The organism is Deferribacterota bacterium, from assembly GCA_034189185.1.
Lineage (GTDB): Bacteria > Chrysiogenota > Deferribacteres > Deferribacterales > UBA228 > UBA228.
Genome location: JAXHVM010000006.1, coordinates 14,018 through 31,247, shown reverse-complemented (window position 1 = coordinate 31,247; position 17,230 = coordinate 14,018). Strand labels below are relative to the sequence as shown.

The following is a 17,230-nucleotide window of genomic DNA, read 5'->3' as shown; positions in this document are numbered from 1 at the left end:
GCATTTAAATGAATATATGAAGAGGTATAAAAGTGGGGATAACAAAAAAATATTCATATTATGTTATGGCTTTTGCAGGTCTTGGTGGTTTTTTATATGGTTTTGATGTCGGTGTTATAAGTGGAGCATTAGTTTTTATTGAAAAAGACTTAGGCTTAAATGAAAGTCAAATTTCATTAATTGTGGCTGCTGTATTAGGTGGTGGAGCAGCTGCTACATTAATAACTGGCCCATTGGCAGATATAATAGGTAGGAAAGTAATGATCATTATTTCTGGTATCCTCTTTATATTGGGCATATACTTAACGGTAATAGCAGATTCATATAGCGAAATAATGTTAGGTAGGCTAATTCAGGGATTAGGGGTTGGTATAATTACAATTGTTCTACCTTTATATTTAGCAGAGACAACCCCAGCTTATTTAAGGGGAAGAGGGGTAACACTTTTTCAGTTGTTTCTAACTGCAGGTATTTTAATAGCTGCCCTATCTGATACTCTTTTTCATAAGTCTGGCAATTGGCGAGCCATGTTTGGTATTGCACTAATACCTGGTACAATATTTTTTATAGGTTCTCTTTTTTTGATTAAATCTCCGCGTTGGTTATTTAAGAAAGGTTTTAAAGATAAGGCTTTAAATGTGTTATTGAGGATAACAGATGATGAAGAAGCTAGAAGAAGTTATAATGAACTAATAGAGCTTGAAGATAGAGAAAAAGACTTTTCATTTAATATAAAGAATCTAAGAGAGAAATTTTATATCTTACCATTTATTTTGGCTTTATCTGTAGGAATTTTAAATCAGGCTGTGGGTATCAATTCCATATTACAATTTAGCACATATATTATTAAACAAACAGGTGTTCCTTCAGTCTATGTTGCAATGATGGGTACAGTCAGTATAACGCTTATGAATTTTATTATAACAATTATCGCTTTTTTATTAATTGATAAAATTGGCAGGCGTCCTCTTTTGACAATAGGGACATTTGGTTGTATGCTCTCTTTATTTTTTGTGGGTTTAGTTCTATTATTGGCTAAGCCCTCTAATCTTCAGGGATATTTAACTATATTTGGATTAATAGTATATATTTCTTTTTTTGCTATTGGACCTGGTGTTGTTGTTTGGCTTGCAGTTTCAGAAATACTTCCTTTAAAGATAAGGAGTATCTCGATGTCAATAGCCTTGTTTGCAAATTCATTAACATCAGCTATATTGGCTGCTATTTTTTTGGATTTAACTAAATTTATAGGATATGCTGGGCCATTTTTCTTATGTGGTTTTTTTGCGCTTCTTTATTTCTTGATAACATTTTTATATTTACCAGAATCTAAGGGGATGACCTTAGAAGAGGTTGAGGTTTATTGGAAGGATAGGTGTTAGGTAATGAATAGTATATTTATAGGTATAGATGGTGGAGCTAGTAAGACAGATTTATTAATAGAGGATGAAGATGGCAGAGAATTATTTTATACTCAAACAGGTCCCTCTAATATAAGTTTGTCTCCTGATAGTGCTTGGAAGGAGATTCTAAAAGGTATAAATATATTTTTTTTACAATATAAATTAGATGTGGATAGTTTAAACATTTATGCCGGTATGGGGCTAGCAGGTCTAGAGAATAGGCATGCTCTCAAAGCTTTTCTTAGAAATGCCCATAATTTTCCCTTTAAAAAATTAATTGTCGAATCTGATGCATATACAGCCTGCCTAGGAGCACATTTAGGTAAAGATGGTATTGCAGTTATTGTAGGAACAGGGTCAGTTGCAGTTGCCATTTGCAAAGGAAAAACATATAGAGTAGGGGGATGGGGTTTCCTGGTTAGTGATGAAGGTTCAGGCGCCTGGATAGGGCTTACTGCTATAAAAAAGTTTTTATACTATTATGATGGAAGGATTAATTATTCACCACTATTTGATGCTTTGTTCAAATGTTTTGATGAAAGGGTAGAAAATATTGTATCGTGGAGTGAGCGTGCTAAATCTACTGATTATGCTAAGTTTGCTAAATTAGTTGTAGAACAAGCAAATAAGAGTGAGCCTATAGCTTTAAGTATTTTATTTGATGCGGCAAATAAAATAAATTTGCTAATTGAAGATTTAGATAAAAAAATTGGGGCAAACTCCCTAGATATTGCATTAATTGGTAGTATAGCCCCTTTTTTAAAAGGCTTTATAAGTGATAATTATAAAAATAGATTAATTAACCCAAAGAGCCCACCAGTAAAGGGTGCTATATATATGATAAGGGATAGTTTAAATAAAGGGTGGTGTTTATGAAAAAAATGATAAATGAAATTAAGGAGATACCCTATGTTATTGAGAGGCAATTAAGAGAATATAGAAGTCTAATTATGAATATTGTAGATAAAATAAAGCAAAGTGATTTTAAGTTTATCACTGTTTTAGGAAGGGGAAGCTCTGATAATATTGGTTTATTCTTAAAATATCTCTTTGAAATAAATATGGGAATCCCTGTTATTCAGGCAACTCCATCAGTTATTACATTGTATAAAAGTAAATTAAATCTAAAGGAGTCATTACTTATAACTATATCCCAATCTGGGCAAAGTAGTGATCTATATAAGTTTGTGGAGTTTGCTAATGATTTAGGGGCAACAACAATTACTATAACAAATGATCAAAATTCCCCAATTGCTAATATATCTAATTATTTAATACCTATGTTTGCAGGTAGTGAAAAAGCTGTAGCAGCAACAAAAACCTTTGTGGCCTCATCATTTGCTTCTCTATATTTAAACTATACCATGAGAGCTGACAATAAACATATTGAAAAATTATACAGCCTTCCTGATGTAATAAGTGATGTAATAGAAATGAAAATAGATGATTCTTTTATTGAATTAACTAAAATCAAAAATGCCTATGTTATTGGAAGAGGGTATTTACTCCCCTTTGCACTAGAGGCAGCACTTAAGCTAAAAGAGGTATGTAATATACATGGAGAAGGGTATTCTGCGAGTGAATTACTTCATGGTCCACTAGCTTTAATTGGCAAAGACTTTCCTATTATCTATTTTTGTGTGGATGATGCTACAAAAGAACAAACTAAAAAAACTATTGAATATGTTAATAAAATAAAACCTTTAGCTTACATGCTGACTACTTCAAGGGATTCTTTTCAGGTTGATGAAAAATACTCGCATATATTAAAGAGTGTAAATGAGCCTGAAGTTGACCCGTTGATATTAATTACATTTTTCTACAGAATAGTTTATAAAATTGCAGTTGAAAAAGGGTTAGATCCTGATAATCCACCTTTTATAACAAAAGTTACAAATACGTTATAGTTAATGTATAAGAGATTTTAATATTATGTTTATAAATAAGCTATATATTTTAATAATTTTTTTAATCTTTGGGTTAAATTTAACAGGGTATTGTGAAGTGGCTATAATACCACAGCCAAGAAGTATTAAATATACTAATAAAAGTTTTGAGTTTAATGAAAATACAAAAATTATATATAAAGATATAGATAAGGATGTAGCACAATATGCCTCATCAATATTGTCCAGATCTACTGGTTATCCATTACAATTAAGTGGTGAAGGCAAGCAATTAGATAATTGTTTAATATTTAAAAAAATAAATGATAGTAATTTGGGTAAAGAGGGATATAGGTTAGATGTCTATAATAATTACATTATGGTCTCTGCAAATACTGATAACGGTTTATTTTATGGATTTCAATCACTGCTTCAGTTATTGCCGGCAAAAGTATACTCTAGTAATGTGCAAAATAGTGTTCGTTGGATTGTCCCAGGGGTAAATATTGTTGATAAGCCACATTTTAAATGGCGCGCAATGCATCTTGATGTTAGTAGACATTTTATGCCCATTGAATTTGTGAAAAAGTTTATTGATCTATTGGCAATTCATAAATTTAATAGGTTTCACTGGCATCTAACAGATGATCAGGGTTGGAGGATTGAGATTAAGAAATACCCTAGATTAACTGAAGTTGGTGCATGGAGGGATGGCACCCTTATAGGTTTAAATACTCAGCCTGAAAGTGAGAAAAAGTATGATGGAATAGTGCATGGTGGCTATTATACACAAGATGAGATAAAGGAGGTAGTGCAATATGCAAGAAAGAGGCATATAGATATCATGCCTGAGATTGAAATGCCAGGGCATGCTCAAGCAGCAATAGCTTCATATCCTGAATTAGGATGCACAGGTAAAAATCCAGGTGTTAAGAAGGATTGGGGAGGTAGTAAATATATATTTTGTGCAGATGAAAACACTATAAATTTTATAGAAAATGTACTAGATGAGGTTTTAGAGCTATTCCCTAGCAAATATATACATGTTGGTGGTGATGAGGTTTCAACTGGTCATTGGGTTAATGGTGAGCGTGTAAAAGTTACTATGGAGAGATATAATCTTAAAGATATGTATGAGGTGTATGGTTGGTTTATGGGGCGTATTAATAGGTATTTGAAATCAAATAAAAGAACTATGGTAGCTTGGGATGAGATTATTGAGGGTGGTATACCTGATGAAGCTGTTGTTATGTCTTGGAGAGGAAATACAGGTGCAATACAGGCGGCAAATATGGGTTTTTACACTGTTAATGCAGATAGTAACTATACCTATTTTGATAAATATCAATCAGAATCAGGTAGTGAACCACTGGCAATTGGGGGCTTAATTACTCTGGAGGATGTTTTTAATTTTAATCCAGTTCCAAGTGAATTAAGTTTTAACAATAGAAAGTTTATATTAGGTGCACAAGGCCAACTTTGGACTGAATATATGCCAAACCCAGATCACGTTGAATATATGGCTTTTCCAAGGGAGTGTGCTTTATCTGAGGTTTTATGGACTTACAAAAATACAAATTTTGATAATTTTGAAAATAGATTAAGGAATCATTTAAAAAGACTAGATACTTTAAATGTTAATTACAGAAGACCTAATTGAATTAGGCTATAAAAAGTGAAAATTAGCCAAACCAACCAGAGACTTTAGATTTGCCAAAGGTTATACCAATATTTTTAGGTTGTAAAAACTCAAACAGACCCCATTTACCAAGCACCCTTCCCCAACCACTTTCCTTAAAACCACCAAAGGGTGTTGTCTGAGACATTTGAGCAAAGGAATTTATCCAAATATTACCATATTTAGCTGAAAAAGCTATGTCTTTAGCGTACTCAATATTTTTTGTCCAGATTTGAAGTACTAGACCTGTTGGATTATTTTCTAGATATCCCTGTATTTCATCCCTTTTAAAAGATTTTATCATTAATAGAGGGTTAAAAAGCTCTTCGTAGATAATCTCATTTACTTCGATAATTGTAGGGCTGTAAAAATAACCGCTAGATTTCTCTCCTGGTGAATTTCCGCCAATAATAATTTTACCACCTTTATTTATTAAGCTTTTAACTTGTTCAATTGTATCATCTAGTTGTTTTTTAGATCTTAATGGCCCCATTCCTGTTAATGGAGAAAGGGGGTCGCCTAGTTTAATCTTTTTTGTTTTTTCTACAAGTGTCCTCACAAAAGAATCGTATATTTCATCCTCTATTAAACAAATACTTGTATTTATACACATTTGTCCCTGTTTCATGAAAGAGGCTGCTATAATATTTTCTGCTGCTTCATCTATTTGAGAATCTGAAAAAACAAGGGCTATATTTATTCCGCTTGTTTCATTTATTATTTTTTTAGGTTTATTTAAATTCTTATACATTTGAGTAAAATTTTTAGTTGAACCAGTATATGATATTATATCAATATCAGATGAAGCTAATAGTGCACCTGTTGTTTCCCCTTTGCCGGTTATTATATTAATAAGTCCTTTTGGGAGGTCTAAATTGTTTAGGTGCTTTGCAAGCTCTAAAATTGATAGGCTTCCTAACTCAGAAGGCTTAACAATGACAGCATTACCAGCTGCTAGGGCACTAGCTACATTAAAAGCAAAAATCATCATTGGAACATTGTATGGTAAGAATATACCAACAACACCATAAGGGTGATATTGAATTATGTTAATTTCATTATTATTTATATAGATGGGTGAGCTTAGATCCTCTAAAATTGATGCATAGTATTTAAAGACACTGTTTGCTAGGGGAATATCTACTAAAAGGCTTTCTTTTAAGGGTTTTCCAATTTCTTTTGTTTCAATCTCTGCTAATTTTTTTAGGTTATTTGTTATTATATCGGCAATTTCATTTAATATAGTTTTTCTATCTTGTAGAGATGTTTTTTCCCATTCTTTTTGGGCGTTTCTAGCATGTTTTAAACAATTTTTAATGTCTTTAGAATCTGCCTCAGATATTTTTGCAATTATCTCATGGGTATAAGGATTTTCGACATTTATATAATTTTTATTATTAACGAATTCACCATTAATATACATATTATTTTCTTGTATCACTCCACTGGTGCTAAACCCCAAAGTTCAAAAGTTCTCTCAAAGACTGGGAACCATGTGGATAATTTATTAAAATCACCCTTTAATTTTATTTTTCCCTGACTATAAGCTACAAAGGGATCATTTTCTCTATTAAAAATCTGTCTCCAAACATTTTTGTTAGCTGAAAATATAAAATCTGCTGATTTATCATTATGACTAATCTCTATAATTTTGCCATTTTTATAATGAAAAGAAATAATTGTGTCATTATCTTTGACAGTTAGTATAGTTGTTAAATTATATTCTTTGCCTAAGCTTTGAGCTTTCTCATCATTGTTTATTATATCAGTAAGGGCATTGATATGTTCTTCTGAGAATAATTTATATTTTTTCTTATTTTTATTCTCATCTTTAGGCTTCTCACTCTTTTCTGCCTTTAAGGAATTACATATAAGATTAAGCTTTGCATTGTTTTCTAATAGATAAATTAGTGAGAAGGCACTTTTAAAATCTTTTCCTGCAGCAACAACACCGTGCCTTTTTAAAACAACTATACTATTTATATCAAAAGCATCTATAACAGGTTTTACATCAACTACTGTTGGTGAATTCTGTGGCACTACCCCAATATTACCTAAATAAAGTTTTTCTTCAAATGTAGGCGTTTCTAATTTATCAAAATAGTTATAAAAATATGAAGTATATGATGGATGAGCATGGATAACTACATTCTTATCCGGTAAATTTTCATAAATACTTAGATGTAGTTTTTTCTCAGTTGTTGGCTCCCCTTTTCCCTCTAAAATGTTACCCTTTTCATCTAACAGTATAATATCATCTTCATTGAGGTATCCCAAATATGCATTATGTGCTGTAATATAGATTTTATTATTTACTTTTATAGAGATATTACCAGATGTTGAAATGACTAGTTCTTTATCATAGAGTTCTTTACCCCAAAAAATTATTTCATTTACAATATTTTTATCTACTTTTTTATCTACCATTTTTTTCTTCCAAATAAATTATTTCTTCTTTTGCCTTCATATATTCTTTACTATAAAATTCTTCTAAAATAGATGTGTGTACTTTGTTTATCTCTACAGCTTTACCCTCTAAAAAATCAATATTAATTTTGTGATTTTTAGCTAATAGATAAAGATAAAGACTACCTGGTATACAACTATAATAGTTATCATTCTTCTCTATAAAGAAAAAAATGATATTGCTAATTTTATTTTTATAAAACAATAGACCTATCATATTATCAGTAATATAAACTACTTTATTATTAATATTTAATCTTTTTGCTACATTTAGGCCTAGAAGTGAAGGCCTCATTTCTGGGATAATAAAGGTTGAATCTTTTGTTGTTTCTATGAAATTATTTGATGGATTTCCCCATATAAGTGATATATTATTTATATCTTTTAATTTCAATTAAGATTACCTGCTAGATCGAATCTTTTAGTTATGAATCTTGAAGGTGTTATATCAAAAGCTGGATAGAAAGAATCTAAATTATTAGGCAAATTGTTGTCATTTACCCACATAAATACCTCTTTTTCTGGGCGCTCTTCTATATTTATATTGTCTATATCTATTTCGCTTGGGTATTGCACAAGTGCATAGAAAGGTATTCCATAGTGCTTTGCTAGGACCGCCAAAGGATAGGTTCCTATTTTATTTATTATGTCACCATTTTTAGTTGATCTATCAGAGCCTGTTATAATGCAGTTTATTAGTTTATTCTCCATTATAATTGCCGCTTGGCTGTCATAGATTAGTTTTGCCGGGATATTTGCTTTTTTAAACTCCCACATAGTTAGCCTTGAGCCTTGTAAATAGGGTCTTGTTTCTGAGACATAGAAAAAAGCATCTTTGCCAATCTCTCTTAATGAATTATAGAGATAAACTAGCTCTCCGCTAACATTACAAATTGTTAGTATTTTTGAAAAATCAGGAAGAATCTGGGCTATTTTTTTTGTACGTTTAATCCTTTTTTCTTCAAAATCCTCTAGCAAAAAATTCACAGCTTCTTTTATATTTTTTATTTTAGAGCAAACTTTTTTTAAAATATTTGATAATAATAAGAAATCAAATGTAGGGCGTGCACTCCTAAATGATTGGGTAACCTTATCAATATCACCTAAAATAGCACAAGTATAAAAAAATAGTAGTACCTGCCCAAAGGCTCTTGTTTTCATTTGAACAAGAACCTTAAGGGCGGTATCTAAAGAATTGACTACTATATATTTTTCCTCAATAGGAAGTAATGTTTCATCTAATACATAAATAGTGTTATCTCTTAGCTTAACTGGCCAAGCTAGGGGAGTATTACTAACCACTAATATCACCTATGATTTCAAATGTTTTATCAACTAGTGCTTTTTCAGCATCGATAAATTTTATGTTTGAAAATCCAAGCTCTCCTGTTATAAGATTATCACTTACTACAAGTATTGCTGCTGCTTTTTTCTGGTATACATTTGCAACTGTTAAAAAAGCACTTGTAACCATATCAACTGCAATTGCTCCTTTATCTATTGCGTCATTAACAAACTCCTTTGTCTCTCTAAGTAGTGCATCAGTTGTCCAAACCATGCCTTTATATGTGTTATCAAATAGTCTTGATAACTTGTCAGTTAATTCTTTATCTGCTTGTGGCACAAAACTATCTTCAACATAGTATTTTGTAACGCCATCACCTCTTAAAGCCTTATCTGCAACAATATAGTCACCTATTTTGATATTTTCTTTTAAAGCACCACAGGAGCCAAGTCTAATTAAATAGTCAATGCCACCTACACATAATAATTCTGTAATCATTGCTGAATCTGGTGCATATAAACCAGCATTCCCTACAGTAATTTTGTTGCCTTTATATTCACCTGTCCAGAAGGTATAGCCAAAGGCGCTAAAATTTTTTACTGGATTTTCTAATTTCTCAAGAGCTAGTTGTATTCTTTGCGGTTGGCCGCTAACAACAGCGATATTTGCAAAATCCCCCTCTTTAAACTGCATAGATTTTAACATATCTTGAGGGCTAACGTGAATAGGTCGTTGCATCATAGTATACCTCTATACAAAGATTTCGTCTTTTATTGCTGCTTGAGCGTGTTTATCAGCTGTTTCCACGTAACATCTTGCAATAAGTCTACATGTGGGATGGTAGTTTTTATTATATAAAACTCTTTGTACCCTACCAGGTTTGCTATAGAATTCTCTATTTGCCCATGCAGCTAGTCGCCCTAAATCCTCTTTACTTAGATATTTAGTAGATACTACAGCGTGTTGAAAGTCCCATTTACTTAGATCCCAATCCTTTATATATTGTTTAAGTTCATCATAAATTGGGATTCCTGGTAAAGGTGTCATAATTTGTAGGGCACTCATATCTGGGTCAATCATATCAATTCTTTCAAATCTTTCTTTTATTTTAGTCTCGTCATCATCAGGGTAACCAACCATCCAGGTAACAACACTCATTATATTATTTTCTCTAAAAAGATTAATAGTCTCAGCAACTTGATCTACTTCAACGTTTTTATGGATCTTTTTTAATGTATCTTCATCAACAGCTTCAAGACCTATAAGTCCACAGACAAAACCAATTTCTCTTAAAGGCTTTAACAAATCTTTATCTCTTAAATGATATGGAGCTCTGCCCATAAAGAAAAAGGGTACTTTTAGATTGCGTTTTTTCATCTCCATAATGAATTCTTCAACCCTTGAGCGATATACATTAAAATCTTCATCCATAATACATATAAATTTTGCACCGTAATTTTTAATAAGTAATTCAAATTCATCTGCTACCTTTTTACCAGAGCGTATACGATATTTTTGCCAATCATTTTTACCTCTTTTATCGTAGTTTGTCCAACCAACACAAAAGGTACAACCGTTTGGGCAACCTCTTGAATGATAGGTTTCTACATATTTTTTTATATAACTAAAACCAACGTATTTATCCATTGGGAATAAGTCATATGCTGGTAAGGGCAAATCATCAAGGTTTTTATATAATGGTCTATATTCAGTTAATTTTACTGAGCCATTATCTTTGTAAGCCAATCCATTAACTGAGGCTATATTTGGATCTTTTTTGCTTAGTTCTTTTGCAAGTTCTGGCATTGTAACTTCTGTTTCTCCAGAGATAACAAAATCATATGATTCTGTTTCTTCTAAAAACTTTTGTGCATTTGCGCCGTAATAAAATCCGCCTACACATATTTTTGTTGCAGGTAGTTTGTCTTTAATAAGTTCTGCTGCTCTTTTATATCTTGGATGAATTGCTGCAACCCCAGTAGTTTGTAAGGCATCCCCCATGTAAACTAGTTCAGGTTTTATTTCATTGATTGAGCTTAACATTCCCTCTTCGTCAATATTTAGTGCTCTACAGTCTAATACATGAATATCGATATCTGGATACCATTCTCTTAGATTAGCAGCTAATTGTGCATGGTTAACATTAATTGCAATATGTTTCCCCCAAGTAACCCATCCACCCATTGGGGGCTGTAAAAAAAGTACCTTCATAGTTTTCCTCCTAGCTTTCTTTGTATAACATTAACTAAATATTATAACATCTATTGTTACTATTTGCAATATCTATAATTATTGAGATATTGCCATATATTGAGATGACTAGTTCTTTATAATAATTAAGTTGACAAATATTTTACAATAGTTTAATAATATATATGTGTATATTTCCTGAAAAAGATAGGTTAATTGATAAAATTATAGATCTTGCCCTAGAAGAAGACGGGCCTGATATTACATCTGAAGCTATTTTTTCACAAAATGATACCACTAGGTATGTTCTATATTCAAAGGCAGCTGGCATTATAGCAGGAATTCAAATTGCTGAGAGAATTTTAAAGAAGATTGACCCAAATAGTTCTTTTGAGATTTTAGCTGAAGATGGAGAACATGTTACAGAGGGTGTTACTATTGCAAATATTTTTGCTAAGACTATACCATTGTTAAAAGCTGAAAGGGTTATTTTAAACTTTATACAAAGAATGTCAGGTATTGCAACAAAAACAGCTGAATTTGTTAAAAAGGTGGAGGGAACAAAGGCTAAGATTTTAGATACAAGAAAGACATCCCCTGGTTTAAGGGTACTTGATAAATATGCTGTTAAGGTTGGTGGAGGGGTAAACCATAGATTTGGTCTATATGATATGGCTATGATTAAAGATAATCATATTGATTGTGCTGGTTCAATTAGGAGTGCTGTTAATATTGTAAAAGAAAAAAGCCCTAATGTTAGGATTGAGGCTGAGGCGAGAACCCTTGATGATGTAAAAGAGCTTATTGAGCTTGATGTTAATATGGTTATGCTTGATAATTTTAAATTAGCTGACATATATAAAGCAGTTGATATTGTTAAAGATAGGGTTTTATTAGAGGCTTCAGGTGGAGTTACCTTGGATACTGTAAGGGATATAGCATTAACAGGCGTTGATTTTATATCTGTAGGGGAGTTAACCCATTCTGTTAAAGCTCTCGATTTGTCTATGAAGGCAGTAGTTTAATATGACAAAAAATGAAGCAAGGCAAGTAATATTAAAAATAAAAGAAGATTTTGGAAATAAGCTTGTAATATTAGGGCACCACTACCAAAGTGATGATATTGTTGAATTATCAGACTATGTTGGGGATTCTCTGGAGCTTGCAAGGCGTGTCACCCATCTAAAAGAGGCAAAAATTATTGTATTTTGTGGTGTACATTTTATGGCAGAGACTGCTGCAATACTAGCTCCTGATAAGGATGTGTATATTCCAGATAAAAATGCTGGTTGTCCACTAGCAGATATGGCTAACATAGATGAAGTGCTTGAGGCATGGGAAGTAATTAGTAAAATTGGGAAAGCTGTTGTGCCAATAACCTATATTAATTCTACTGCATCAATTAAGTCATTTTGTGGTCAAATGGGTGGAACTGTTTGTACATCAGGGAATAGTCAGGATGTGTTTAGATGGGCTTTAAATAATTTTGAGACAATATTTTTTTTACCTGATAGAAACCTGGGAAGAAATACTGCCTATTCATTAAATATTGAAGATAGTTATATATGTGAATGGGATTCAACAAAGAAGAACAATATAGATTATATAGAAGATTTAAAAAATGCCAAGGTAATTTTATGGAATGGATATTGTCCTATTCATTGGCCTATTTTTTCTGTTAATGATATTAAAAGATTAAGAAATTTGTATCCTAATATTAAAATTATAGTTCATCCAGAAGCTGGCCCTGAAACAGTTAAAGCGAGTGATTGCTATGGCTCTACTGCTAAAATAATAAATTTTGCTTATGAACAGAAGATGGGGACAAAAATTGCGATTGGTACAGAATACAATTTAGTTAATAGGCTTGCAAATAAATTAAAGGGGCAGGTTGATGTTTTGCCTCTAAAGAGAATTAAGTGTGAGGATATGGAGAGGATAACAATAGAGAAACTAGCATCTACCCTTATAAATCTTGATAAAAGTGAAAAGGTTATAGTAGATAGTTTTATAGCTGACAACGCCTTGGTTTCTATAAAAAATATGTTAACAATATAATTATGGAAGATAGCAGAATAAAGACTGATTGTCTTGTTATAGGCACTGGTATCGCTGGTACAACATGCGCATTGACCCTTGCAAAGGCAGGTTTTGAGGTAGTGCTTATTACAAAAAGATCTGCTTTATCACTAACAAATACCTATAAAGCTCAAGGGGGAATAATCTATAAAGGCAAAAATGATACCCCTGATTTGTTAAAAGAAGATATTATAAGAGCTGGTAGGAATATAAATTATATTGAGGCTGTTGATTTTTTATCTCATAAAGGGCCAGAGGTTGTAAAAAAGGTATTAATTGATGATTTAAGGATAGAATTTACACATATAGCTGGTGCTGATATAGATGACTTTAACCTCACAAAGGAGGGTGGACATAGCCTAGAGAGAATTTTGTACTATAGAGATCAAACAGGTAAGATTATAGAAGAGTCCCTTATAGAGAGTTTAAATAAATTTTCAAATATAAAAATTGAAACAAACGCCACTGCTGTAGATTTAATAACCCTACACCACAATAGCACAGATATACAAAATAGATATATCCTTGAGGATAGATGTCTTGGTGCTTATGTACTTGATAATGAAACGGGAGAGGTTAAGACAGTGCTTGCAGACTATACTGTTTTGGCTACAGGAGGGCTTGGCGATATCTATCTTCATTCTACTAATGAAAAGGGCACTGTTGGTGATGGAATTGTTATGGCTAAACGTGCAGGCGCAAGGGTTTTAAATATGGAATTTGTTCAATTTCATCCCACAACCCTCTATGTACCAGGGGGTAAAAGATTTCTTATATCTGAAGCTGTTAGAGGTGAAGGAGCTAGATTGAAGAATTTACGTGGTGAATATTTTATGGAGAGATATAACAAGGAGATGAAAGATTTAGCACCAAGGGATGAGGTTACAATTGCGATATGGGAAGAGATGATAAAAAATAAGGATGAATATGTTTTGCTTGACGTTGCAAATTTTGTGAACGTTGATATTAAAGAAAGGTTTCCTAATATATATGAAGAATGTAAAAAAATAGGGATAGATATCACAAAGGATGCTATACCAGTTGTTCCTTCTGCTCACTATTTTTGTGGTGGCGTTGGTGTTAATTTAATGGGAAGGACAAGCATAAATGGTTTGTATGCAGTAGGTGAGGTATCCTGTACAGGTTTGCATGGTGCAAATAGGCTTGCTTCAACATCACTTTTGGAAGGTCTTGTTTGGGGGTATTTTTCTGCAATGGATATGGTTAAAAGGATAAATTCTGGAGAAAAGGTTAATAGTAGATATTTGAGAAACATTAGAGATTGGATACCTTCGGGAAACTTAGAAAATGAAGATCCTGCACTGATTGCTCAGGATTGGATGTCTATAAAATATACTATGTGGAATTATGTGGGTATTGTTAGGACAATATCTAGATTAAAAAGGGCCATTGAAGATCTTAAGCATATGTATATAAGGATTGAGGATTTTTACAAAGAAACGGTTATATCAAAGGATATTGTTAGCTTGTTTCATGGTGTGCAATCAGCAATTATGGTGGCTGATTCTGCATATAGGAACAGAAAAAAGATAGGCTGTCATAACATAGAAACTTAAAAGAGAATTTTTTAAAATAGGGGTTTATTTACTTTTTTTCCTCTCATACGTTCCAATAAGTTTTGCCACCGATATAATATGGCCTTTCATTTTAGTTTTTAGCTCTGATTTTGTAGGGGTTTTAAGATTTTTCAATGTTTTATCTAATGCGTAAAGCCTAAAGATATATCTGTGTCTATTGCTTGGTGGACAAGGTCCATCATATCCTAAGTTTTTCCAACTATTAATGCCATAATCAGCACTTTTTGGAAGCTTACTCTTAAGATCGCCTGCTTGCTCTGTCAAACCATTTATATTTGGAGGTATGTTATAAATTATCCAATGAACCCATATTCCTGCAGGTGCATCAGGATCCTCTACTATAAGTGCAAGACTGTTTGTTTCTTTTGGTATATTAAACCATTTTATTGGTGGTGATATATTTTTACCTTCACAGGTGTATTTAATTGGGATTTCCTGGCCATTTTTAAATGCAGGTGATGTTATTGTAAAATTTCTATTATTTTCTCCTATGCTAACAAATATAGGTATATTAAAGAAAATAATTATTAAGATTGAAATATATAAAAGATGTTTTGTTTTATCGATTATCATATTAAACTATATTAAATATAGACTACTAAACCAATCCCAATTCAAGCATAGCTGTTGCTACTTTTAGAAAGCCAGCTATATTAGCACCTTTAACATAATTTCCTCTTGAGCCATATTCATCAGCTGTCTCAAAGCAGAGATCGTGTATATTTTTCATAATTTCTTGTAATCTTTTTTCGGTATATGCAAAACTCCAGGAATCTCTTGAAGCATTTTGTTGCATCTCAAGGGCAGATGTTGCCACACCACCTGCATTAGCAGCTTTTCCTGGACCAAAGAGGATATTAGCTTCTGTAAATACTTTGATTCCTTCTGGGGTTGTAGGCATATTAGCCCCTTCTGCTACTGCAATACAGCCATTTTTTACAAGCTTAGCAGCATCTTTCCCGTTAAGCTCATTTTCAGTTGCGCAAGGTAGTGCTAAATCACAGGGTATATCCCATATATTACCTTTTGGAATAAATTTTGCATCTTTGTAGTAATCCAAGTATGCAGCTATTCTGCTTCTCTCTACTTCTTTTAATTGTTTTACAACATTTACATCTATACTATTTTTATCATATATATAACCAGTTGAATCTGAACATGCTACAACTTTAGCACCAAATTGTTCTAATTTTTCCATTGCATATATTGCAACATTGCCGGAGCCTGAAACAATGGCTATCTTGCCTTCTAATCCCTCATTTTTTGTTTTGAGCATATTGTTTAAAAAAAAGCAGGTGCCATAACCAGTAGATTCTTTTCTCACAGTTGAACCACCAATATTTAGACTTTTCCCCGTAATAATGCCAGATTCATATTTATTTGTTATTCTCTTATATTGACCAAAAAGATAGTTTACTTCCCTTGTTCCTACTCCTATGTCACCTGCAGGTACATCAGTATATTCACCTAGATATCTATACAATTCAGTCATAAAGCTCTGGCAAAAATTCATTATTTCTATATCCTCTTTTCCTTTTGGGTCAAAATCTGAACCACCTTTGCCTCCACCTATTGGCATACCTGTTAGCGCATTTTTAAATATCTGTTCAAAACCAAGAAACTTCACAACACTTAAATTGGTTGAGGGATGGAATCTAAGTCCTCCTTTGTAAGGGCCTAGTGCACTATTAAATTCAACTCTAAAGCCTCTATTTATATTAATATCTCCATTTTTATCTCTCCAAGGAACTCTAAAGATAATTTGTCTTTCAGGCTCACAAATTCTTTCAATTATTTTTTCATGAACGAACTCTGGATATTTAACCAGTGCGGGGGCTAATGAATATAAAACCTCATTTAGCGCTTGGTGGAATTCAGTTTCTCCAGGGTTTTTTCGCACAATCTTCTGATAAATCTCTTCTATTGTATCTTGTGTTGACATATATAGCTCCTTAAAATAGTAATTTTTATTACTATTTATATATTTTTTCGTCAATATTTTTTATTGGTGTATATTGTAATTAATTATAAATTGCACCAGTATAAATATATTGTATAATAGTATAAAAGTATATTAAATGAAAAATTTATGAAATATTTAGAATCCTTATCTTGGAGCAAGGAAGATCACGCTATATTACAGATGTGGCTAGATTTTGCCTCTTCTATAGGTATTAGCGAGGAAAGTATATTTTTACATATGAAAAAATTAAATATTGATTTAAACAATATTGAAAACTGGTTTGAGACTATATTAACAAAGATTAATGAGGCAATCTTTAAAGATGCTCTTAAAATATTTAGAAGTGGAACCTTTTATGAAGACAAGGATATAAACAGAAAATTTCGGGAATATTTTCAGATTATGTTACAAGATAATGTTTATGATTGGTTTCCAAGTGTTAAGGGTACGAATGTAGCATTTAACAATGTATTAGATAATTTTGTAAACGATCAATTTATAGAAGATTTTATTTCTAAATATAAGGATAAGAGAGAAAGCGCTGAGAATCTAAGCGAATTGGGCAATATGCTAATGGATGGGCTATGTGAAATGTTTGAAAAAACCTATAGTGCAGAAAGATAGGTACTTGTAAAATTGTCAAAACTCCTATTATAGGTTTTCTGGGTGTCATTAGGGAAAC

16 protein-coding genes are annotated in these 17,230 nt (G+C 32.1%); 8 read left to right on the top strand and 8 right to left on the bottom strand.

Annotation, left to right across the window (positions count from 1 at the left end; all coding sequences use genetic code 11):
• Positions 1–32 precede the first annotated feature (32 nt).
• Genes SVN78_00985 through SVN78_00970 form a run of 4 tightly spaced genes read left to right on the top strand, consistent with a single transcriptional unit; the run spans position 33 to position 4,949 of the window.
• A complete protein-coding gene (locus tag SVN78_00985) occupies positions 33–1,382 on the top strand; it encodes a sugar porter family MFS transporter (protein MDY6820181.1) in 1,350 nt (449 codons plus the stop codon).
• A 3-nt stretch (positions 1,383–1,385) separates the two neighbouring features.
• Positions 1,386–2,279: a BadF/BadG/BcrA/BcrD ATPase family protein gene (locus tag SVN78_00980; protein ID MDY6820180.1), complete on the top strand. Its 894-nt coding sequence runs from the start codon at positions 1,386–1,388 to the stop codon at positions 2,277–2,279.
• Positions 2,276–3,310, top strand: a complete 1,035-nt coding sequence (locus tag SVN78_00975; GenBank protein MDY6820179.1) for an SIS domain-containing protein — start codon at positions 2,276–2,278, stop codon at positions 3,308–3,310. Before SVN78_00980 ends, SVN78_00975 begins: the two co-directional genes overlap by 4 nt.
• A gap of 25 nt (positions 3,311–3,335) precedes the next feature.
• On the top strand, positions 3,336–4,949 hold the full coding sequence (locus tag SVN78_00970; protein MDY6820178.1) for a beta-N-acetylhexosaminidase: 1,614 nt from the start codon (positions 3,336–3,338) through the stop codon (positions 4,947–4,949).
• 22 nt (positions 4,950–4,971) lie between these two features.
• Here SVN78_00970 and SVN78_00965 read toward each other — a convergent pair whose 3' ends face one another.
• The 6 genes from SVN78_00965 to SVN78_00940 are packed head-to-tail and all read right to left on the bottom strand — an operon-like array spanning position 4,972 to position 10,929.
• The gene (locus SVN78_00965) at positions 4,972–6,408 is read right to left on the bottom strand and encodes an aldehyde dehydrogenase family protein (protein MDY6820177.1); all 1,437 of its coding nucleotides are present in this window, start codon (positions 6,406–6,408) and stop codon (positions 4,972–4,974) included.
• Complete coding sequence (locus SVN78_00960) at positions 6,405–7,394, bottom strand: class II aldolase/adducin family protein (protein MDY6820176.1); 990 nt, start codon at positions 7,392–7,394, stop codon at positions 6,405–6,407. Before SVN78_00960 ends, SVN78_00965 begins: the two co-directional genes overlap by 4 nt.
• Positions 7,384–7,827: a hypothetical protein gene (locus tag SVN78_00955; protein ID MDY6820175.1), complete on the bottom strand. Its 444-nt coding sequence runs from the start codon at positions 7,825–7,827 to the stop codon at positions 7,384–7,386. Before SVN78_00955 ends, SVN78_00960 begins: the two co-directional genes overlap by 11 nt.
• The gene (locus tag SVN78_00950) at positions 7,824–8,735 is read right to left on the bottom strand and encodes a hypothetical protein (GenBank protein MDY6820174.1); all 912 of its coding nucleotides are present in this window, start codon (positions 8,733–8,735) and stop codon (positions 7,824–7,826) included. Before SVN78_00950 ends, SVN78_00955 begins: the two co-directional genes overlap by 4 nt.
• Positions 8,728–9,459 carry a hypothetical protein gene (locus SVN78_00945; GenBank protein ID MDY6820173.1) on the bottom strand — a complete coding sequence of 244 codons (732 nt, stop codon included), beginning with the start codon at positions 9,457–9,459 and terminating at the stop codon, positions 8,728–8,730. The genes SVN78_00950 and SVN78_00945 overlap by 8 nt, the downstream gene beginning before the upstream one ends.
• 9 nt (positions 9,460–9,468) lie before the next feature.
• Positions 9,469–10,929 carry a radical SAM protein gene (locus SVN78_00940; protein MDY6820172.1) on the bottom strand — a complete coding sequence of 487 codons (1,461 nt, stop codon included), beginning with the start codon at positions 10,927–10,929 and terminating at the stop codon, positions 9,469–9,471.
• 164 nt (positions 10,930–11,093) lie between these two features.
• On the opposite strand from SVN78_00940, the gene nadC reads away from it, so the two are divergent.
• The 3 genes from nadC to SVN78_00925 are packed head-to-tail and all read left to right on the top strand — an operon-like array spanning position 11,094 to position 14,564.
• The gene (gene nadC, locus SVN78_00935) at positions 11,094–11,933 is read left to right on the top strand and encodes a carboxylating nicotinate-nucleotide diphosphorylase (GenBank protein ID MDY6820171.1); all 840 of its coding nucleotides are present in this window, start codon (positions 11,094–11,096) and stop codon (positions 11,931–11,933) included.
• Between the two features lies 1 nt (position 11,934).
• Entirely contained in the window at positions 11,935–12,966 is a 1,032-nt protein-coding gene (nadA, locus tag SVN78_00930; protein MDY6820170.1) for a quinolinate synthase NadA, read from the top strand.
• Positions 12,967–12,968: 2 nt separating this feature from the next.
• On the top strand, positions 12,969–14,564 hold the full coding sequence (locus SVN78_00925) for an FAD-dependent oxidoreductase (GenBank protein MDY6820169.1): 1,596 nt from the start codon (positions 12,969–12,971) through the stop codon (positions 14,562–14,564).
• A 24-nt stretch (positions 14,565–14,588) separates the two neighbouring features.
• On the opposite strand, the gene SVN78_00920 is transcribed toward SVN78_00925, so the two are convergent.
• Positions 14,589–15,158, bottom strand: coding sequence for a YbhB/YbcL family Raf kinase inhibitor-like protein (locus SVN78_00920; protein MDY6820168.1), 570 nt, complete (start codon positions 15,156–15,158; stop codon positions 14,589–14,591).
• A 25-nt stretch (positions 15,159–15,183) separates the two neighbouring features.
• The gene (gene gdhA, locus SVN78_00915) at positions 15,184–16,527 is read right to left on the bottom strand and encodes an NADP-specific glutamate dehydrogenase (protein ID MDY6820167.1); all 1,344 of its coding nucleotides are present in this window, start codon (positions 16,525–16,527) and stop codon (positions 15,184–15,186) included.
• Positions 16,528–16,674: 147 nt separating this feature from the next.
• Between gdhA and SVN78_00910 the strand changes: the two genes are divergently transcribed.
• The gene (locus SVN78_00910; protein MDY6820166.1) at positions 16,675–17,172 is read left to right on the top strand and encodes a hypothetical protein; all 498 of its coding nucleotides are present in this window, start codon (positions 16,675–16,677) and stop codon (positions 17,170–17,172) included.
• The last annotated feature ends 58 nt before the right edge of the window (positions 17,173–17,230 follow it).